The following is an 18,896-nucleotide window of genomic DNA, read 5'->3' on the forward strand; positions in this document are numbered from 1 at the left end:
CCGTGACCCGTTTACTGTTCGTTCTCGAACCAGGGCGCACGGGCAGTCATGATCAGTGCTGCAGCGCGCTCCTCGTCCATGCCCTCGATGTCCATCAGATCGTCGACGGACTGCTCGGCGAGGTCCTCCATGGTGACGATGCCCCGGCTGGCCAGGATGAAGGCCAGGTGACGCTCCATGCCGTCCATCTCCAGCAGGTCGTCGGCCGGCTGAGCGCCGTCCAGTTCCTCTTCCGAGGCGATGGCCAGCGTCAGCAGTTCATCCTTGGCACGCGCACGCAATTCTTCCACCAGCTCTTCGTCGAGCTCCTCGATTTCGAGGATCTCCTCGAGGGGCACGTAAGCGATCTCCTCCAACGTGGTGAAGCCCTCTTCCACCAGCAGCCGGGCGAGGTCTTCCTCGATGTCCAGGTGCTGGATGAAATGCTCGACCAGGCTGTCGATCTCCTGCTCGCGCTTGTCTTCCGCCTCCCCTTCGGTCATGACGTTGATCCGCCAGCCGGTGAGCTCGGAAGCCAGACGTACGTTCTGGCCGCTGCGACCGATGGCCTGAGCCAGATTGTCCTCGGCCACGGCCACGTCCATGGCATGGGCGTCCTCGTCGACCAGAATCGAGGCGACATCGGCCGGCGCCATGGCGTTGATGACTAGCTGAGCGGGATTGTCGTCCCACAGGATGATGTCGACCCGCTCGTTCTGCAGTTCGCTCGACACCGCCTGCACGCGCGAACCGCGCATGCCCACGCAGGCCCCGACCGGATCGATGCGCCGGTCGTTGGTCTTGACCGCGATCTTGGCCCGGGAGCCGGGATCACGCGCCGCGCCCTTGATCTCGATGAGCTGCTCGGCGATCTCCGGCACCTCGATCTTGAACAGTTCGATGATCAGCTCGGGGCAGGTACGCGACAGGATCAACTGGGCGCCACGCGCCTCGGCATCGACCTTGAGCAGCAGCGCACGCACCCGGTCGTTCATGCGGTAGCGCTCGCCGGGAATCATCTCGCTGCGCGGCAGGAACGCCTCGGCGTTATCCCCCAGGTCGATGATCAGGCCGTCGCGCGTGGTCTTCTTGACGATGCCGGCGACCAGCTCGCCCTCGCGCTCGGCATACTGGCGAACCACCTCGGCCCGCTCAGCCTCGCGCACCTTCTGCACGATGACCTGCTTGGCGGTCTGGGCGGCGATACGGCCGAAGGCCGCGTTCTCGATCTGCTCCTCGACCACGTCCCCCAGACCCAGCGGCGGGTCACGGCGCTCGGCATAGGAGAGCTTGATCTCGGCGTCGGGGTTCTCGAACTCGTCGTCCTCGATCACCTCCCAGCGGCGAAAGGTCTCGTACTCGCCCGTTTGACGGTCGATATGCACCCGCACGCTGACCTCACGGCCTTCGAAGCGCTTGCGCGAGGCGCTGGCCAGGGCCGCCTCGACGGCCTCGAAGATCACGTTCCGGGGCACGCCCTTCTCGTTGGAGATCGCATCCACGACCATCAGAATTTCTTTACTCATGCCTATGCCTCGCCAGAAAACCTGTTCTTGTGCACCAGCAACCTTGGCCGGCGACCTCAGTCTTCGAACCGGGGAACCACCCGTGCCTGATCGATGCTTTCGATGGGAAAGCAATACTCTTCGCCGTCGAGCTGCAGCAGCACCTCATCCTCTTCGATGCCGGCCAGCAGCCCCTGGAACTTGCGCCGCCCATCGAACGGCACGCGCAGCTTCAGCGCCACCTGGTGCCCGGCAAAGCGCGCGAATTGATCGAGGGTAAAGAGCGGACGGTCCATGCCCGGCGACGACACCTCCAGGCGGTATTCGCCAGGGATGGGGTCCTCCACGTCGAGCACGGCACTGACCTGGCGACTGACGTCGGCGCAATGATCCACGCTCACACCGTCGGCATGATCAATGTAGATCACCAGCCGGGAATGCTTGCCCTGGGGGCGGTAGTCGATGCCCCACAGCTCGAACCCCATGGCGGTGACCACCGGCTCGATCAGCGCATATAGCGCAGCGTCCTTGAGTGCCACAGAAAGCTCCTACAGCCGTTGCATCAGGCACCTGGCCGGGAGTGAACAGGAAAGCTAGGTGGCTGATTGGCGTTGCCCGAACAAGCGCTGCCGGCCTGACCGACAGTAAGCCGCTAACAAAAAGCCCCTTCGCAGGAAGGGGCCTTTCACAAGAAACCTGTAGTACCTCTTTCGGCATCTTGCATCCCGCTCGGACGCCTGCCAAAAGATGGTAGCGGGGACCGGATTTGAACCGATGACCTTCGGGTTATGAGCCCGACGAGCTACCAGACTGCTCCACCCCGCAACATTCCAGGTCGGCGATTCTAGGCGCAATAATCGCTTGAGTCAAGCGTGCGCCTGCCATCTTCCTGGTGCCAATCCTGCTTCTGACGACTCGCGGCCCCATGGGACCACGGCGTTTCAGATGGTGCCGAAGGCGGGACTTGAACCCGCACGACCATAAGGTCACTACCCCCTCAAGATAGCGTGTCTACCAATTCCACCACTTCGGCTTGCTAGACTGCCGGAACCGCGACTCAGCCGTCGCTTTCCTCCAGCACTGGCGCGGTATTATCCACATCGTTGGCGTCGTCGTCAAGCGTCGGTAGGCCACGCTGCTGTTCGATCAGGCGCGAATCGGGAATGCCCGCCTCCGGGGCCTCTCCTGCCTGGCTGGCGAAGTAGGCCAGCGTCAGCGAGGTGGCGAAGAAGGCCGCCGCCAATACCGCCGTGGTGCGCGACAGGAAGCCGCCGCTGCCGCGCGAGCCGAACACGGTCTGGGAGGCACCGCCGCCGAAGGCCGCACCGGCCTCGGCCCCCTTGCCCTGCTGCAGCAGAATGAGAACGACCAGCGCGATGGCGATCGCCACATGGATCATGAGAATGGCAACTTGCATGGATTCAACCTGCTGACTGACAAATGGCTAGGAAATCGTCGACCTTGAGCGAAGCACCGCCCACCAGGCCTCCGTCGATGTCGGGCTGAGCCAACAGCTCAGCCGCGTTGCCGGCGTTCATGCTGCCGCCGTACAGCAGGCGCAGGCCTGCCGCGAGGTCACGATCGAAGCCGCCTTGGTACTCGCGAATGGCGGCCATGACCTCCTGGGCCTGCTGCGGCGTCGCGGTTCGCCCGGTCCCGATGGCCCACACCGGCTCGTAGGCGATGACCACCCGCGCGCGCTGATCCGGCTCGAGGCGCGCCATCACGTAACCCACCTGGCGCAGCACGACCTCCAGGGTCTTGCCCGCATCACGCTCTTCGAGGGTTTCGCCCACACACAGAATCGGCGTGATGTCGGCGTTCAATGCCGCCAGCAGCCGATCGTACACGGCCTCGTCGTCCTCACGATAGAGCTGGCGTCGCTCCGAATGCCCCGCCAGGGCGTACTCGACGCCGAACTCCTTGAGCATGCGCCCGCTCACCTCGCCGGTGCGGGCACCGGAATGCAGCGGATTGAGTGTCTGCGCGCCCAGGCGCAGCGAGGTACCCTCGAAGGCGCGCCGTGCCGCATCCAGATAGGGAAAGGGCGGCAGGACGACCACGTCCAGCGATGCCGGAAGCCTCGCCTCGGCAAAGGCGCGACCGAACTCTTCGACCAGCACGGCCGAACCGTTCATCTTCCAGTTCCCGGCGATCAGCGGCGTTCGCATGCAGCGTCCTCTTTCAAAGTGGAGCGAAATGGTATAGGAGGCGTCAAGTCAAGACAACAGCTGTCGCGGCTGTCAACCCAGTTCTCCCTTGACCTGGTCGGCCAGGCGCCCCGCCAGGCCTTCGACGTCGAGGTGCGCCCGCCCTTCGACCATGACGCGAATCAGCGGCTCGGTGCCGGACGGGCGCAGCAGCACGCGACCCTCGTCGCCGAGCTCCGCCTCCACGGCCGCCACCGCGTCCTGGACCGCCGGGCTCGCCATCAGCACCGAGGCATCGCTGCCCGGCGTCAGGCGCACGTTGACCAGCACTTGGGGCACCTTTTCGAGACCGGCAAGCAGCGCCTTCAGCGGCTTGCCCTCGCTGACCATGAGCGCCAGCACCTGCAGGGCCGAGACGATGCCGTCGCCGGTACTCTGCACATCGGCACAAACGATATGGCCGGAGGATTCACCGCCGAGCTGCCAGCCGTTCTCCAGCAACCGCTCGACCACATAGCGGTCGCCGACCTTGACGCGCTCGAAGGGGATGTCCATCTGCTCGAGCGCCATGGCCAGGCCGAAATTGGTCATCAGGGTGCCGACCACGCCGCCCACCAGCTGACCGCGCTCGTGCCGGTCGCGGGCGATCAGGTAGAGGATGTCGTCTCCATCGACTTCGCGCCCGTCGGCATCGACCATCAGCACGCGGTCGCCGTCGCCGTCGAAGGCGATCCCCAGGTCGGCGCCCTGCTGGATCACCGCGGCACGCAGCGTCGCAGGAGAAGTCGACCCCACCTCGCGATTGATATTGAGCCCGTCGGGACTGGCCCCCACCAGGCTGACCTCGGCGCCCAGCTCACGGAAGACGCTGGGCGCGATGTGGTAGGTGGCGCCATGCGCGCAGTCGAGTACCATGCGCAGCCCATGCAGGCTGACCCGGTTGGGGATCGTCGACTTGCAGAACTCGATGTAGCGGCCGGCGGCGTCGTCGATACGCATTGCCTTGCCCAGCTTGCCCGCCGCCACCGTGGTCAGCGGCTCGTCGAGCACCGCCTCGATGCGCTCCTCGAGCGCATCCGCAAGCTTGGTGCCCTCGGTAGAGAAGAACTTGATGCCGTTGTCGGCAAAGGGATTGTGCGAGGCCGAGATGACGATGCCGGCATCGGCGCGGAAGGTTCGCGTGAGATAGGCGATGCCCGGCGTGGGCATCGGGCCGAGCAGCGCCACGTCGACACCGGCAGCGGAGAGCCCCGCCTCGAGGGCCGATTCGAACATGTAGCCCGAGATGCGTGTGTCCTTGCCGATCAGCACCCGGGCGCGCCCCGACTCCCGCGCCAGGACCCGACCCATGGCCCAGCCCAGCTTGAGCATGAAGTCCGGTGTGATGGGGTACTCCCCGACCGTTCCGCGAATGCCATCCGTACCGAAGTATTTTCTAGTCATGCTCGCAGCCTTCCCTTAGCACGGCCCAGGTCATGTTCACCGCATCCATGACCGGGCCAACGTCATGAACGCGCAAAATACGCGCACCGCGCTCGACGGCCAGCGACGCCAGCGCCAGCCCACCGGGCAGGCGCTCCTCCACCGGGCGGCCAAGCACCTTGCCGATCAGACTCTTGCGCGACATGCCGACGAGCAGCGGCAGCTCGAGCTCGGCCAGGCGTTCCATGCGATGAAGCAGGCGCAAATTATGCTCGACGGTCTTGCCGAAGCCGAAACCTGGGTCGAGCAGCAGGCGCTCACGGCGCAGGCCGGCAGCCTCGCAGACCGCCACCCGGTCAGCCAGGAAGCGATGCACGGCGTCCTCGATGGGCTCATCATAGCGGGGCGCCTGCTGCATGTCCCGTGGCTCGCCCTGCATGTGCATCAGGCACACCGGCAGCCCCGTTCCCAACGCCGCCTCCAGCGCACCTTCCCGCTGCAGAGCGCGTACGTCGTTGATCATGCCGGCGCCCAGCACCGCGACCTGGCGCATCACGTCGGGGTTGCTGGTGTCCACCGAGACCAGGGCGTCGAGCTCACACACCAGACGCTCGACCACCGGCGCCACTCGGTCCAACTCCTCCTGGGTGGAAACCGGCTGCGAGCCGGGGCGGGTCGACTCGCCGCCCACATCGATGATCGCCGCCCCCTCGGCCAGCATACGCTCAGCGTGGCGCAGGGCGTCGTCGACGGCCACATGGCGGCCACCGTCGGAGAAGGAGTCGGGCGTGACATTGAGAATGCCCATGACGCGGGGATAAGAGAGATCGAGGCGGTGCCGTCCACACGGCAGCCAGGTCGGTGCGGGGTTGTCTGTCATGTCATGAATCCTGTGACGCAGGCCCGGGCTCGGGACTCCACAGCAAAGGCGCCCCATCGGGGCGCCTGGCTTCTTGTCGGGGCTTCGTCACGACCCGGCGGGGCCACCCAGCGGGTCGGAGGGACGACGGCGAGGCTCCCCGTCTTCTTCCTCGTCACCGTGATCGCCATTGCCGGTGCCATCGGTCGGCTCCTGGGCGGACTCCTCCTCGCGAGAGGACTCAGTCTCACTGCCGATGGGGGCACCGGAACCGGAGTCGCCATCATCCCAATCCTTGGGCGGACGCGGCTTGCGGCCCTCCATGATATCGCGCAGCTGGTCGGCATCGATGGTCTCGTACTGCATCAGTGCCTCGGCCATGGCATCGAGCTTGTCGCGATTCTCTTCGAGGATCTGCTTTGCCTTGGCATAGCACTCATCGATGATCTTGCGCACTTCCTTGTCGAGCCGGGTTGTGGTCTCGCCGGACTTCAGCTTGCTGCCACCCTGCCCCGGACCACCGAGGAACTGGTGCGACTCGTCCTCGTCGTACATGATCGGCCCCATCTCCTCGGACAGGCCCCACTTGGCGACCATGTTGTGGGCCAGCTCCGTGGCGCGCTTGATGTCGTTTGAGGCGCCGGTAGTGACGCCGTTCGGTCCCAGCGTCATCTCCTCGGCGATGCGACCGCCGAACAGCGAGCAGATCTGACTGATGATCTGCTGGCGCGACAGGCTGTAGCGATCCTGCTCGGGGAGGAACATGGTCACACCCAGCGCCCGGCCGCGCGGAATGATGGTGACCTTGTAGACCGGGTCGTGCTCCGGCATCACCAGGCCGATGATGGCGTGGCCCGACTCGTGGTAGGCGGTGTTGAGCTTCTCCTTGTCGGTCATGACCATGGAACGGCGCTCGGCGCCCATCATGATCTTGTCCTTGGCCAGGTCCAGCTCCTCCATGCCCACCAGCCGCTTGTTGCGCCGCGCGGCGAACAGGGCCGCCTCGTTGACCAGATTGGCCAGGTCGGCGCCGGAGAAGCCCGGGGTACCGCGGGCGATCAGCGACGGCTTGACGTCGTCGGCCAGCGGCACCTTGCGCAAGTGGACGTTGAGGATGTGCTCGCGGCCGCGGATATCGGGCAACGGCACCACCACCTGGCGGTCGAAGCGACCCGGGCGCAGCAGCGCCGGGTCGAGCACGTCAGGACGGTTGGTGGCGGCGATGACGATGATGCCCTCGTTGGCCTCGAAGCCGTCCATCTCCACCAGCAACTGGTTCAGCGTCTGCTCGCGCTCGTCATTGCCGCCGCCCATGCCGGCACCGCGCGAACGGCCCACGGCGTCGATCTCGTCGATGAAGATGATGCACGGCGCCTGCTTCTTGGCCTGCTCGAACATGTCACGCACGCGCGAGGCGCCGACGCCGACGAACATCTCGACGAAGTCGGAGCCGGAAATCGAGAAGAACGGCACCTTGGCCTCGCCGGCGATGGATTTCGCCAGCAGCGTCTTGCCGGTGCCCGGCGGCCCCACCATCAGCACGCCACGGGGAATGGTCCCCCCCAGGCGCTGGAACTTGGAGGGATCGCGCAGGAAATCGACCAGCTCCTCGACCTCCTCCTTGGCCTCGTCACAGCCGGCGACGTCGGCAAAGGTGGTCTTGATCTGGTCCTGGGAGAGCAGCTTGGCCTTGGACTTGCCGAAACTCATCGGGCCGCCCTTGCCGCCGGCGCCCCCCTGCATCTGACGCATGAAGAACATGAAGATGGCGAGTATCAGCAGGATCGGGAAGCTGGCGATCAGCAGCCGCGTCCACAGGCTCTGCTGCTGCGGCTCCTTGCCCACCACCGTGACGTTGTTGGCGAGCAGGTCGTCCATCAGCTTGGGATCTTCCGCCGCCGGCCGGATGGTCTGGAACTGCGACCCGTCGGCACGCTCGCCGGTGATGGTGTAACCGTCAATGGTTACGCTGCGGATCTGCTGGTTCTGCACCTGCTGGACGAACTGCGAATAGTTCATCGTCTGCGGTGTGCCATCGACAGTGAAGTTGTTGAACACCGTCAGCAGCACCGCTGCGATGACCAACCACAGGATCAGGTTCTTCGCCATATCGTTCAAGGGACCACCCTCATTGCAAGCATCTCTCGCCGTAACGCCTAGCCCTGTGACCACAAGGGACCACAGTATGACCACAGGCGGGCAGGGCGTGTTCCACCCGGCCTTCATGCCCACACTGTGACACAGTTGGGCCGCGCTGTCCGGTCATGGCGTTGTTAGTCTGTCTCTATCGACCGGCCGCGGCCGGTCGGGAAGCGCCGAGTCAGCTTGCTGGCTCAGCCGCGAAATCCTTCCGCCAGCAGGTAGACCTCGCGCGAGCGGGCGCGGGAGGCCTCCGGCTTGCGCGTCACCACCTTGTTGAAGCTGCCGCGCAGCTCCTTCAGGTAGGCATCGAAACCTTCGCCCTGGAACACTTTGGCCAGGAAGCGACCACCGGGGCGCAGCGTCTGGCGCGCCAGGTCGAGGGCGAGTTCCACCAGGTACATGGCCTGGGGCTGGTCGATAGCGCTCATGCCACTCATATTGGGGGCCATGTCGGACATCACAAGGTCCACTGGACGTTCATCGAGGGCCGCGAGGATCGCCTCGAGCACGACCTCCTCGGTGAAGTCGCCCTGAATGAACTCGACGCCGGCCAGGGCATCCATCTCAAGAATATCGGAGGCGATCACCAGCCCCTCGGGACCCACGCGATCCGCCGCCACCTGGCTCCAGCCGCCCGGAGCCGCCCCCAGGTCGATCACACTCATGCCGGGCTTGAACAGACGATCTTTCTCGTCGAGCGCGAGCAGCTTGTAGCTGGCACGGCTGCGATAGCCGTCCTGCCAGCTCTGCTGCACGAAGCGGTCGTCGAAGTGCTCCTTGAGCCAGGAAGCCGAACTCTTGCTGGCAGCCTGTTTGCCACCGCGGGACGAGGAAGTGGATCGAGCCACAGATCACCTTGACTGAAGATGCCGAACGCTGCACAGGCACGCCGGCCCGGTTCGGTATGACGCGGAGCTGGTCGAGACCGGACTCGGGTCTCGCCATGCTTTCGCCGGCACGCGTTTCACCGTACCATGTCAGGTTACGCGCAACCGGGAAGACGCAAGATACCATGAGCTTGTCACAGGCACAAAAGAAAGCATTCCGCAGTATCGGCCACCACCTGAACCCCGTGGTCACGGTGTCGGAGAACGGCGTCTCCGAGGGCGTGCTGGCCGAGCTCGACCGCGCGCTTGCCGATCATGAGCTGATCAAGGTGAAGCTGGCCTTGGCCGAACGCGACGACCGCGCCGCCATGCTCGAGGAGCTGCTCACAGCGAGCGGTGCAGAGCGCGTGCAGACCATCGGCAAGATGGCGCTGCTCTACCGCAAGAACCCCCAGGCCAACCCCAAGCTGTCCAACGTCAAGCGCTTCGAGAACCATCACGGCCGGCACTAGGGGCTGGCGCGCCAGCGGCGAGCCGCGAGCCGCGAGCCACTCAGCAAAAAGCCCGCGACAAACTGTCGCGGGCTTTTTGCTGGCTCATTGCTCGTCGCTCAGCGGTGCTCGACGCTGGATATCTCGTACTCGACCTCGCCGCCCGGCGTGCTGACCACCACCACATCGCCCTCTTCCTTGCCGATCAGGGCACGGGCGATGGGCGAGGTGACGGAGATCTTGCCGGCCTTGATGTCGGCCTCGTCCTCGCCAACGATCTGGTAGGAGACCTCTTCGTCGTTGCCGAGATTGATCAGCTCGACGGTGACGCCGAAGATCACCTTGCCGGTCCGGGGTAGCTTGTGCACGTCGATCACCTGGGCATTGGAGAGCTTGCTCTCGATCTCCTGGATCCGCCCCTCGATGAAGCCCTGCTGCTCGCGCGCCGCGTGATACTCGGCGTTCTCCTTGAGATCGCCGTGCTCACGGGCCTCGGCGATCGCCGCGATCACCTTGGGGCGTGCCTCGCTCTTGAGTTCCTCGAGCTCCTTGCGCAGGCGCGCCTCGCCGGCAACGGTCATCGGGACCTTGTTCATTGTGTGGCTCCTGCATGCAGTTCCTGTAGCCGCCGTACCGTAATCGCATTGCCATATTCCAGCGCCATGCAAACGGCGCTTGCCCCTGCCAGGGTGGTGGCATAGGGCACCTTGCGGGCCAGCGCGGTACGACGGATCACCGAGGAATCGTTGATCGCCTGGCGACCCTCGGTGGTATTGACGATATAAGCGATGTCGTCGTTCTTGAGCAGATCGACGATGTGCGGACGGCCTTCGTAAACCTTGTTGACGACCTCGACCTCGAGGCCGGCAGCGTCGAGGGCGGCTGCGGTACCCCGGGTCGCGCACAGGGTGAACCCCAAGCCTAGCAGAGAACGCGCCACCTCGATAACACCCGCCTTGTCCGGATCGCGCACCGAGAGGAACGCCTTGCGCTCGCCTTCGAGCCTCGGAATCGCCTCGCCGGCACCCAACTGCGCCTTGTAGAAGGCCTCGGCAAAGGTCTCGCCCGAGCCCATCACCTCGCCGGTGGACTTCATCTCAGGCGACAGGATCGGGTCGACGCCGGGGAACTTGTTGAACGGGAATACCGCCTCCTTGACGCTGTAGAAGTGCGGCACGATCTCGCGGGTAAAGCCCTGCTCGGCCAGGCTCTTGCCGGCCATGCAGCGCGCGGCGACCTGGGCCAGCGAGGTGCCGATGCACTTGGAGACGAAGGGCGCGGTACGCGAGGCGCGCGGGTTGACCTCGATGACGTAGATTTCGCCGTCCTGCCACGCCAGCTGCACGTTCATCAGGCCCACCACGCCGAGTTCGACGGCCATGCGCTTGACCTGCTCGCGCATCTCGTCCTGCACCTCGGCGGGCAGCGAGTAGGGCGGCAGCGCGCAGGCGGAGTCGCCGGAGTGCACGCCGGCCTGCTCGATGTGCTGCATGATGCCGCCGATAACCACCTCGTGGCCGTCGGAGACGGCGTCGATGTCGATCTCGATGGCAGCGTTGAGGAAGTGGTCGAGCAGTACCGGCGAATCGTTGGAGACCTTGACCGCGTGGGTCATGTAGTTCTCCAGCTCGTCGGCTGAGTAGACGATCTCCATGGCGCGACCGCCAAGCACGTAGCTTGGACGCACCACCAGCGGGTAGCCGATCGCCTCGGCCTTGACGAAGGCTTCGTCGAAGCTGCGCGCGGTGGCGTTGGGCGGCTGCTTGAGGCCGAGCTTGTCGATCATCTGCTGGAAGCGCTCGCGGTCCTCGGCGCGGTCGATGGCGTCCGGGGTGGTGCCGATGATCGGCACGCCGGCGGCCTCGAGCTCACGGGCCAGCTTGAGCGGGGTCTGGCCGCCGAACTGCACGATCACGCCGACCGGCTGCTCCTTGTCGGCGATCTCGAGCACGTCCTCCAGTGTGACCGGCTCGAAATAGAGACGGTCTGACGTGTCGTAGTCGGTAGAGACGGTCTCGGGGTTGCAGTTGACCATGATGGTCTCATAGCCGTCGTCGCGCATGGCGAAGGCGGCATGCACGCAGCAGTAGTCGAACTCGATGCCCTGGCCGATACGGTTGGGCCCGCCACCCAGCACCATGATCTTCTGGCGCTCGGAGACCTCGGCCTCGCACTCCTCCTCGTAGGTGGAGTACATGTAGGCGGTGTCCGAGGCGAACTCGGCGGCACAGGTGTCGACCCGCTTGTAGACCGGACGGATGCCGGCTTTCTGGCGTGTCTTGCGGAGCTCCTTCTCGGAAACGCCGAGCAGCTTGGCCAGACGCGCGTCGGAGAAGCCCTTGCGCTTGAGGCCGAACAGCTCCTGCGGCGAGAGCTCGGAGAGAGAGCGCTTGGCCACGTCCCGCTCGATGCGCACCAGGTCCTCCAGCTGAACAAGGAACCAGGGGTCGATCTTGGTCAGGGCGAAGACCTCATCCACGCTCATGCCGGCACGCATGGCATCGGCGACGTAGAAGATGCGCTCGGCGCCGGCGGCCTGCAGCTCGCCCTTGATATGCGCCATGGCGTCGTCGCTGAATTCGGCAAACTTGGGGTCGAGGCCGTCGTTGCCGGTCTCGAGCCCGCGCAGCGCCTTCTGCAGCGACTCCTGGAAGGTGCGCCCGATGGCCATTACCTCGCCCACCGACTTCATCTGGGTAGTCAGTCGATCGTTGGCCTGGGGGAACTTCTCGAAGGTGAAGCGCGGGATCTTGGTGACCACGTAGTCGATCGACGGCTCGAACGAGGCCGGGGTGCGCCCGCCGGTAATGTCGTTGGAGAGCTCGTCCAGGGTGTAGCCCACCGCCAGCTTGGCGGCGATCTTGGCGATCGGGAAGCCGGTGGCCTTGGAAGCCAGCGCCGAGCTGCGCGACACCCGCGGGTTCATCTCGATCACCACCATGCGTCCGGTGTCAGGGTCGACGCCGAACTGCACGTTGGAGCCACCGGTCTCGACGCCGATCTCGCGCAGCACCGCCAGCGAGGCGTCGCGCATGATCTGGTATTCCTTGTCGGTCAGCGTCTGTGCCGGGGCCACGGTGATGGAGTCGCCGGTGTGCACGCCCATGGGATCGAAGTTCTCGATCGAGCAGACGATGATGCAGTTGTCGTTCTTGTCGCGAACGACCTCCATCTCGTACTCCTTCCAGCCCAGCAACGACTCGTCGATCAGCAGCTCGTGGTTGTTGGAGAGCTCGAAGCCGCGGGTGCAGATCTCCTCGAACTCCTCCTTGTTGTAGGCCACGCCACCGCCGGAGCCGCCCATGGTGTAGGAGGGACGAATGATCACCGGGAAGCCCAGCGATTCCTGGATGCGCCAGGCCTCCTCCATGGTGTGGGCGACCTCGGCCTTGGGGCACTCCAGGCCGATGCGCTTCATGGCCTGGTCGAACAGGTCGCGGTCCTCGGCCTTGTTGATGGCGTCGGCGTTGGCACCGATCATCTCCACGCCGTACTTCTCGAGTACGCCGTGTTTGTCGAGGTCGAGGGCGCAGTTGAGCGCGGTCTGGCCGCCCATGGTGGGCAGGATGGCGTCGGGGCGCTCGGCCTCGATGATCTTCTCCACCGCTTGCCAGGTGATCGGTTCGATATAGGTGGCGTCGGCCATCGCCGGGTCGGTCATGATGGTGGCCGGGTTGGAGTTCACCAGGATGACCCGGAAGCCCTCCTCACGCAGCGCCTTGCAGGCCTGGGCGCCGGAGTAGTCGAATTCGCACGCCTGGCCGATGACGATGGGGCCGGCGCCAATGATCAGGATGCTGTTGAGGTCGGTACGCTTGGGCATGTCGGTTCCCGCGGCTGGATTCGTTGAAATCAGGCGATTAAGACGAGGACGGCGCCGCTCAGCGGCGCTCGCGCATCATCGTCACGAAGCGGTCGAACAGCGGCGACACGTCGCGCGGTCCGGGGCTCGCTTCCGGGTGGCCCTGGAAGCTGAAGGCCGGACGGTCGGTCAGCTCGATGCCCTGCAGCGTGCCGTCGAACAGCGAGCGGTGAATGGCCCGTACGTTGCCCGGCAGGCTCGCCTCGTCGACGGCGAAGCCGTGGTTCTGGCTGGTGATCATCACGTGGCCGCTGTCGAGATCCTGTACCGGGTGGTTGGCGCCGTGGTGGCCGTGGTTCATCTTCACCGTCCTGGCACCGGCGGCGAGCGCCAGTAGCTGGTGGCCCAGGCAGATGCCGAACACCGGCACATTCGTCTCGAGGATTTCACGAATCGCGGCGATGGCGTAGTCGCAGGGCTCGGGGTCGCCGGGGCCGTTGGCCAGCAGAATGCCGTCCGGGTTCTTGGCCAGCACCTCGGCGGCCGGGGTCTGGGCCGGTACCACGCTGAGGCGGCAGCCGCGCGAAGCCAGCATGCGCAGGATGTTGTACTTCACGCCGTAGTCGTAGACCACCACGTGGAAGGGGCGCTCGCTGCCGCTGGCATCGACGTTGCCCTGGCCCAGCACCCACTCGCCTTCGTTCCATTCGTAGGCCTCGCGACACGAGACCTCCTTGGCCAGGTCCATGCCCTTGAGCCCCGGGAAGTCGCGCGCTGCCGCCAGGGCGCGCTCGACGGCATCGTCGCCCTCGGCCTCGGCGCCGGCCAGGATCGCGCCGTTCTGGGCGCCCTTGTCGCGCAGGATGCGGGTGAGGCGGCGGGTGTCGATATCGGCGATGCCGAGCACGTTCTGGCTCTTGAGGTAGTCGGAGAGCGACTGCTCGGAGCGGAAGTTGCTGGCAATCAGCGGCAGGTCGCGGATCACCAGGCCGGCGGCGGCGATCGAGCCCGATTCGACGTCCTCGGCGTTGACGCCGGTGTTGCCGATATGCGGGTAGGTAAGGGTCACGATCTGTCGGGTGTAGGAAAGATCGGTGAGGATCTCCTGATAGCCGGTCATGGCCGTATTGAACACCACCTCGCCGCTGGTCTGCCCATCGGCGCCGATGGCGGTGCCATGAAACACACTGCCGTCTTCCAGGGCCAATATCGCGGGTCTGTTCAATGCGGGGCTGTTCAAGACAAGGTCCTCCCATGCTGAGGCGAGCCTGAGGGGCGCAGGCTCGGCGGCTATCGTCAGGCGACAGATTCGGCTCGTAAAAAAGCGGGACGAAGCCGATAGGAACCGGTTTCATCCCGCTTGTTGTCTCTGTTTGCTCGGGGCTGGCCACGCAACAAGCGCGCAGATGGACTGCTGTATTTCAGGCGCCCGGCCAAAATTTTGGAGATGTTACAGGATTCTCCTCCACTCGACCACCCCTTTAGTCCAGGCCCAGCACGTCCTGCATGCCATAGCGCCCATTGCTCTGGTCAGCGACCCAGCGCGCCGCCCGCACCGCGCCCTTGGCGAAGGTCATGCGGCTCGAGGCCTTGTGGGTGATCTCGATGCGCTCACCCTCGGTGGCGAACATCACCGTATGCTCGCCGACGATGTCGCCGGCACGCACCGTGGCGAAGCCGATCTCCTTGGGATCCCGCGGGCCGCACTGGCCGACGCGTTCGAACACGCCATGCTCCTTGAGCGTGCGCCCCAGCGACTCGGCCACCACCTCGCCCATCTTCAGCGCGGTGCCGGAAGGCGAATCGACCTTGTGACGATGGTGAGCCTCGATCACCTCGATGTCGTAGCCCTCGTCGCCCAGCGCCCGGGCCGCGGTCTCGAGCAGCTTGAGGGTCAGGTTCACCCCCACGCTCATGTTGGGGGCGAAAACGAAGGGCAGCCGCTCGCGGTAGCCGTCGAGTTCGGCCAGCTCGTCGTCGGCAAGGCCGGTGGTGCCGATCACCATGCGCTTGCCGTGTGCCGCACAGAAGGCCAGGTTGGCCAGGGTCACCCGCGGCGCGGTGAAGTCGATCAGCACGTCGAAGTCGTCGACGATGGCGTCGAGCGAATCCACCGCGGCGACGCCCAGCTTGCCGAGACCCGCCAGCTCGCCGATATCGGCCCCGGCCAGCGAGCTGCCCGGCTCGACGATGCCGCCGGCCAGGGTGGCCCCGGCATCCTGCTGCACGGCGTTGACCAGGGTGCGGCCCATGCGGCCGGCGACACCGACGATGGCGATACGGGTCATGCGGACTCCTGCAAAATCTGACGAGTGGGGATCGAGGCAGTATATCAGAGCATCGACCGGGCTGGCCGAGCGCTTGGGCAGCGATGGCGGAATCGCCCACACTGGACATGACGACCCCGCACAAGGAACGCCATGCCTGAGCCGATGCCGCCCGACACCACCCATGCAGCCGCCCTGCTCGACCTGTTGCAACGCCACTCCCGCGTTCTGCTCACCGGCCCGCCCGGCAGCGGCAAGACCACCTTCGCGCGCCAGGTAGCCGCCCACCTGGCCGATCGCGGCGAGGTGTGTCACTGCCTGGCAGCCGATCCTGGCTTGCCCGGCTTCGGCCCGCCCGGCGCCGTATGCCTGGGGCGCTGGGACAAGCGCCTGGGCAACTGGCACCTGGAGGCCTTCGAGGCGCTCGCCACCCTCGACAGCGCCCGCTTCCGCCTGCCCTTGGTCGAGGCGGTTCGCCGCCTGGCCGCACGAGCCGGCCCCGGCGCGCTGCTGGTCGACGCTCCCGGCGTGGAGCGCGGCATCGGGGGTGCCGAGCTGCTGCCGGCCCTGGCCGGCGCCGCCGGAGTCGACGCCGTGGTGCGCCTGGCGTCGGCCCACCAGCCCGATCCGTATCTCCATGAGCGCACCGCACTGGGTCTCGCCACGTTGCACCTGCCGACCGACCCCGCGGCCCGGCATCCCGGCAAGCAACAGCGTAAAGAGTGGCGCACCGCGGCGTGGGATGCCTACCTGGCGAAGGCGGAGGAGCAAGAGCTGTCCCTGGCAACGCTGGCCATCCTCGGCACACCGCCACCGCGCGATACCGCCCACAGCTGGCAGGGGCGCCAGGTCGGGCTGCTCGACGACACCGGCAACAGCCTGGCGCTGGGCGAGGTGCTGGCGCTGGAGGGCGACATACTGCGACTGCTGGCGCCCGCGCTGACTGCCACGCCCCGCCGGCTGGTGATACGCGATGCCGTTCGTCGTCATGAGGGCGGCCTCGGCACCGCAGCACATGCCCCACCGCCCAGGGCATCTTCTCTACGCGAAGAAGAAGAGCCGGCGCTCACCCTGGCACTGGAGGAGCATCTCACCGGCCCGCGCCCAACGCTGCGCCTGGGTAACGTGCGCGCCACCCTGGTCAACGGCGTGTTCGGCGATCCGCTGCTGCACCTGCGCTTGCGTCACCACAAGCGCAGCCTGCTGTTCGACCTGGGCGACCCCGGCCGGCTGCCGGCGCGGCTGGCCCATCAGATCAGCGACGTCTTCATCAGCCATGCCCACGTCGACCACATCGGCGGCTTCCTATGGCTGCTGCGCTCGCGCATCGGCGACTATTCGGCCTGCCGGATCTACGGCCCACCCGGGCTCGCCGGCCATCTGGATGGCTTTCTGCGCGGCATCCTGTGGGATCGGGTGGAGGAGAAAGCGCCCCGCTTCGAAGTCTTCGAGCTGCACGGCGAGCGCCTGGCACATTACCGCCTGGTGGCAGGCCAGCCGATGAAGGCGCTCTCCCCGCGCGAGGTGGAAGCCGGTGTCATCCATGCCGAGCCCGACTTTCGCGTGAGAGCGGCCACCCTGGACCACGGCACCCCGGTACTGGCCTTCGCCTATGAGCCGGAAACCCAGCTCAAGGTGCGAAAGGAGGCGCTGGAGGCCCACGGCTGGGCACCGGGGCCCTGGCTCGGCGAGCTCAAGCAGTACGCGCTGGCAGGAAACAGCGACACATGTGTCGACCTGCCCGACGGCAGCCGCCGCTTGGTCGCCGAGCTGGCGCAGCGCCTGCTGTTCTCGCAGCCGGGCCAGCGCCTGGTCTACGCCACCGACTTCGGCGACACCCCCGAGAACCGCGAGCGCCTGTGCTCGCTGGCCCAGGGCACCGAGGTGCTGTTCTGCGAAGCTTCGTTCCGCGAGGACCAGGTCGAACAAGCCCGGCGTACCGGCCACCTGACCGCCCGCGCCTGCGGCGAGATTGCCACCGCGGCCAGGGTCGGTCAGCTGGTGCCGTTTCACTTCTCGCGCCGCCACGTGGAGGATGTGCAGGAACTCTACGAGGAAATTCGCCGGCACTTTCCGCGGCTGGCCACTACACCGGGCAGCGAACCACATGCCGACGAGCTGAATTAACCTGCGTGGGCGTTCTCGCCATTCTGACGCAGCAATAGGCCGATGGCGGCGAGCACCAGCGCACTGCCCGGCAGCCAGTGCCAACCGATCTGCTCGGGTGCGGAGGCGAACAGCAGCAGCATCGAGACGAACGGCACCATGTAGCCGTAGGCGGTCACGGCGCCAGGCGTGAGCACGGAGGTGGCACGCTGCATCAGCCAGAAGGTGAGCGCGCTGGAGAAGAGCCCGAGATAGATCACCAGGGCCAGGTCCTGCCAGCGCATGGCAGCGAGCCGGCCGGCGGGCTCGATGGCAAGCCCCAGCAGGCCGATGGCGAGCCCGCCCAGGCCCAGGCTCCAGAAAGTGCGCACCGCCGCGGAGCCGGGCAGCCACTCCCGCGCCAGCCCCCACTTGCTCAGCACCGGATAGAGCGCCGACGACACGCAGCCGAGGAAGAACACCGCCTCACCGATGCCCAGCTGCATGCCTTCACCGTGGCTTTTCGCCTCGGCAACGGCGAGCCCCAGGGCGCCCGCCGCGCCCAGGGCGAGGATGGCCGGCAGCTGCCAACCCGGCCGCTCGACGCGAAAGCCGAGCCCCAGCAGGTAGGCCAGCAGCGGCACGGTGACGTAGAGGGTGGCCATGGAGAGCGCGGTAGCGTGGTGGGCGGCCCAGAACATGGCGCCGAAGAAGCCGGCCAGGCACAGCCCCATCAGCGTATAGAGCGGCACCACCCGCCAAGGCGGAAGGAAGTCGGCCGAGCGCCGCGCCAGCCACCACAGCCCGGCACAGGCGATGGCGAAGCGCAGCGCGGTGAGCGACAGCGGAGGCAGCTCGCTCATCAGTCCCACCGCGGGAAACGACAGCCCCACCAGCAACGCCCACAGCAGCATGCCCAGATGGGCGAGGCGCGGCGCAGATGGCGCGCTCAATTTTCCCAGACGATGGCCAGCTCCTCGTCGCCCGCCATGCGCTGCAGGTGAGCGTCCACCACGCCTTCGAGCTGGTCGAGCACCTCCTCGTCCAACGCCTCGATGGCGACCAGCAGCTTGCCCGGCTCGACGCGCATCACGCAGGAGCCGTCCTCGAACGCCACGCGACTCTCCTCCTCGCCCTGCTCCACCTCCAGCTTGTGCGCCCAGTGCTTGCACAGCCGGTTCATCAACCTCGCCCCGGATTCGGTAGCGATCTCGGCCCGCGACATCGGCATAACAACGATCTCCCTTCGCATTGAAGTTAACAGACTAAGACGCCGGAGCGGGTCAGCGCCAGACCCGCGGCACAGCGTCAAACGAAACGGAAGGTTCGAGCCGGCAGGTCAATGCTCCTCTGCCATAAAGCAGAAA

The 18,896-nt window shown here is 66.1% G+C and carries 16 protein-coding genes, 3 tRNA genes and 1 pseudogene; 3 read left to right on the top strand and 17 right to left on the bottom strand.

The genetic code is table 11. The annotated features are described in order from the left end of the window. Positions 1-11: 11 nt before the first annotated feature. The 10 genes from nusA to rlmE all read right to left on the bottom strand — a co-directional run bounded on the left by nusA (position 12) and on the right by rlmE (position 8,905). Positions 12-1,505: a transcription termination factor NusA gene (gene nusA / locus HNO53_RS19945; protein ID WP_197448836.1), complete on the bottom strand. Its 1,494-nt coding sequence runs from the start codon at positions 1,503-1,505 to the stop codon at positions 12-14. Between the two features lie 56 nt (positions 1,506-1,561). Next, a complete protein-coding gene (gene rimP / locus HNO53_RS19950) occupies positions 1,562-2,023 on the bottom strand; it encodes a ribosome maturation factor RimP (protein ID WP_209474602.1) in 462 nt (153 codons plus the stop codon). A gap of 209 nt (positions 2,024-2,232) precedes the next feature. Beyond that, positions 2,233-2,309, bottom strand: a tRNA-Met gene (locus HNO53_RS19955). A 121-nt stretch (positions 2,310-2,430) separates the two neighbouring features. Further along, positions 2,431-2,517: transfer RNA gene (locus tag HNO53_RS19960), tRNA-Leu, on the bottom strand. Between the two features lie 24 nt (positions 2,518-2,541). Then, positions 2,542-2,901: a preprotein translocase subunit SecG gene (gene secG, locus HNO53_RS19965; RefSeq protein ID WP_209474603.1), complete on the bottom strand. Its 360-nt coding sequence runs from the start codon at positions 2,899-2,901 to the stop codon at positions 2,542-2,544. A gap of 4 nt (positions 2,902-2,905) precedes the next feature. Beyond that, positions 2,906-3,655 carry a triose-phosphate isomerase gene (gene tpiA, locus HNO53_RS19970; RefSeq protein ID WP_209474604.1) on the bottom strand — a complete coding sequence of 250 codons (750 nt, stop codon included), beginning with the start codon at positions 3,653-3,655 and terminating at the stop codon, positions 2,906-2,908. A 72-nt stretch (positions 3,656-3,727) separates the two neighbouring features. After that, on the bottom strand, positions 3,728-5,077 hold the full coding sequence (gene glmM, locus HNO53_RS19975) for a phosphoglucosamine mutase (protein WP_209474606.1): 1,350 nt from the start codon (positions 5,075-5,077) through the stop codon (positions 3,728-3,730). Next, a complete protein-coding gene (folP, locus tag HNO53_RS19980) occupies positions 5,070-5,936 on the bottom strand; it encodes a dihydropteroate synthase (RefSeq protein WP_476695653.1) in 867 nt (288 codons plus the stop codon). The genes glmM and folP overlap by 8 nt, the downstream gene beginning before the upstream one ends. An 87-nt stretch (positions 5,937-6,023) precedes the next feature. Beyond that, positions 6,024-8,033, bottom strand: coding sequence for an ATP-dependent zinc metalloprotease FtsH (ftsH, locus tag HNO53_RS19985; RefSeq protein ID WP_209474608.1), 2,010 nt, complete (start codon positions 8,031-8,033; stop codon positions 6,024-6,026). A gap of 215 nt (positions 8,034-8,248) precedes the next feature. Continuing rightward, entirely contained in the window at positions 8,249-8,905 is a 657-nt protein-coding gene (gene rlmE / locus HNO53_RS19990) for a 23S rRNA (uridine(2552)-2'-O)-methyltransferase RlmE (protein WP_209474610.1), read from the bottom strand. Between the two features lie 164 nt (positions 8,906-9,069). Here rlmE and yhbY point away from each other — a divergent pair, with 164 nt between their 5' ends. After that, entirely contained in the window at positions 9,070-9,396 is a 327-nt protein-coding gene (gene yhbY, locus HNO53_RS19995) for a ribosome assembly RNA-binding protein YhbY (RefSeq protein ID WP_209474612.1), read from the top strand. Positions 9,397-9,494: 98 nt separating this feature from the next. Here the strand turns inward: yhbY and greA are convergent, their stop codons facing one another. Both greA and carB read right to left on the bottom strand, forming a co-directional pair. Beyond that, the gene (gene greA / locus HNO53_RS20000; RefSeq protein ID WP_209474614.1) at positions 9,495-9,971 is read right to left on the bottom strand and encodes a transcription elongation factor GreA; all 477 of its coding nucleotides are present in this window, start codon (positions 9,969-9,971) and stop codon (positions 9,495-9,497) included. Beyond that, positions 9,968-12,217, bottom strand: coding sequence for a carbamoyl-phosphate synthase large subunit (gene carB, locus HNO53_RS20005; RefSeq protein WP_209474616.1), 2,250 nt, complete (start codon positions 12,215-12,217; stop codon positions 9,968-9,970). Before carB ends, greA begins: the two co-directional genes overlap by 4 nt. A gap of 12 nt (positions 12,218-12,229) precedes the next feature. Between carB and HNO53_RS20010 the strand changes: the two genes are divergently transcribed. Beyond that, positions 12,230-12,315: transfer RNA gene (locus HNO53_RS20010), tRNA-Pro, on the top strand. 571 nt (positions 12,316-12,886) lie between these two features. Here HNO53_RS20010 and HNO53_RS21705 read toward each other — a convergent pair. From HNO53_RS21705 to dapB, 3 genes and pseudogenes are all read right to left on the bottom strand, one after another. Further along, positions 12,887-13,198: pseudogene (locus HNO53_RS21705) on the bottom strand (carbamoyl phosphate synthase preATP-grasp domain-containing protein); the annotation flags it as partial. A gap of 58 nt (positions 13,199-13,256) precedes the next feature. Further along, positions 13,257-14,402 carry a glutamine-hydrolyzing carbamoyl-phosphate synthase small subunit gene (gene carA / locus HNO53_RS20020; RefSeq protein ID WP_209478731.1) on the bottom strand — a complete coding sequence of 382 codons (1,146 nt, stop codon included), beginning with the start codon at positions 14,400-14,402 and terminating at the stop codon, positions 13,257-13,259. 256 nt (positions 14,403-14,658) lie between these two features. Then, positions 14,659-15,465, bottom strand: a complete 807-nt coding sequence (gene dapB, locus HNO53_RS20025) for a 4-hydroxy-tetrahydrodipicolinate reductase (RefSeq protein WP_209474620.1) — start codon at positions 15,463-15,465, stop codon at positions 14,659-14,661. A gap of 132 nt (positions 15,466-15,597) precedes the next feature. Between dapB and HNO53_RS20030 the strand changes: the two genes are divergently transcribed. Next, positions 15,598-17,571 carry an MBL fold metallo-hydrolase gene (locus tag HNO53_RS20030; RefSeq protein ID WP_209474622.1) on the top strand — a complete coding sequence of 658 codons (1,974 nt, stop codon included), beginning with the start codon at positions 15,598-15,600 and terminating at the stop codon, positions 17,569-17,571. Here HNO53_RS20030 and HNO53_RS20035 read toward each other — a convergent pair. Both HNO53_RS20035 and HNO53_RS20040 read right to left on the bottom strand, forming a co-directional pair. Further along, the gene (locus HNO53_RS20035; protein ID WP_242597480.1) at positions 17,568-18,482 is read right to left on the bottom strand and encodes a DMT family transporter; all 915 of its coding nucleotides are present in this window, start codon (positions 18,480-18,482) and stop codon (positions 17,568-17,570) included. The two genes, HNO53_RS20030 and HNO53_RS20035, sit on opposite strands and share 4 nt — an antisense overlap. Then, on the bottom strand, positions 18,479-18,760 hold the full coding sequence (locus HNO53_RS20040) for a DUF2218 domain-containing protein (RefSeq protein ID WP_209474624.1): 282 nt from the start codon (positions 18,758-18,760) through the stop codon (positions 18,479-18,481). Before HNO53_RS20040 ends, HNO53_RS20035 begins: the two co-directional genes overlap by 4 nt. Positions 18,761-18,896: the final 136 nt, after the last annotated feature.

It is taken from the genome of Billgrantia antri (genome assembly GCF_017868935.1).
Lineage (GTDB): Bacteria > Pseudomonadota > Gammaproteobacteria > Pseudomonadales > Halomonadaceae > Halomonas > Halomonas antri.

Excerpts from the sequence above, each read along its gene's own strand:
- nusA (WP_197448836.1), bottom strand. The coding sequence starts at position 1,505 with ATGAGTAAAGAAATTCTGATGGTCGTGGATGCGATCTCCAACGAGAAG.
- secG (WP_209474603.1), bottom strand. The coding sequence starts at position 2,901 with ATGCAAGTTGCCATTCTCATGATCCATGTGGCGATCGCCATCGCGCTG.
- tpiA (WP_209474604.1), bottom strand. The coding sequence starts at position 3,655 with ATGCGAACGCCGCTGATCGCCGGGAACTGGAAGATGAACGGTTCGGCC.
- glmM (WP_209474606.1), bottom strand. The coding sequence starts at position 5,077 with ATGACTAGAAAATACTTCGGTACGGATGGCATTCGCGGAACGGTCGGG.
- folP (WP_476695653.1), bottom strand. The coding sequence starts at position 5,936 with ATGACAGACAACCCCGCACCGACCTGGCTGCCGTGTGGACGGCACCGC.
- yhbY (WP_209474612.1), top strand. The coding sequence starts at position 9,070 with ATGAGCTTGTCACAGGCACAAAAGAAAGCATTCCGCAGTATCGGCCAC.
- greA (WP_209474614.1), bottom strand. The coding sequence starts at position 9,971 with ATGAACAAGGTCCCGATGACCGTTGCCGGCGAGGCGCGCCTGCGCAAG.
- dapB (WP_209474620.1), bottom strand. The coding sequence starts at position 15,465 with ATGACCCGTATCGCCATCGTCGGTGTCGCCGGCCGCATGGGCCGCACC.
- HNO53_RS20030 (WP_209474622.1), top strand. The coding sequence starts at position 15,598 with ATGCCTGAGCCGATGCCGCCCGACACCACCCATGCAGCCGCCCTGCTC.
- HNO53_RS20040 (WP_209474624.1), bottom strand. The coding sequence starts at position 18,760 with ATGCCGATGTCGCGGGCCGAGATCGCTACCGAATCCGGGGCGAGGTTG.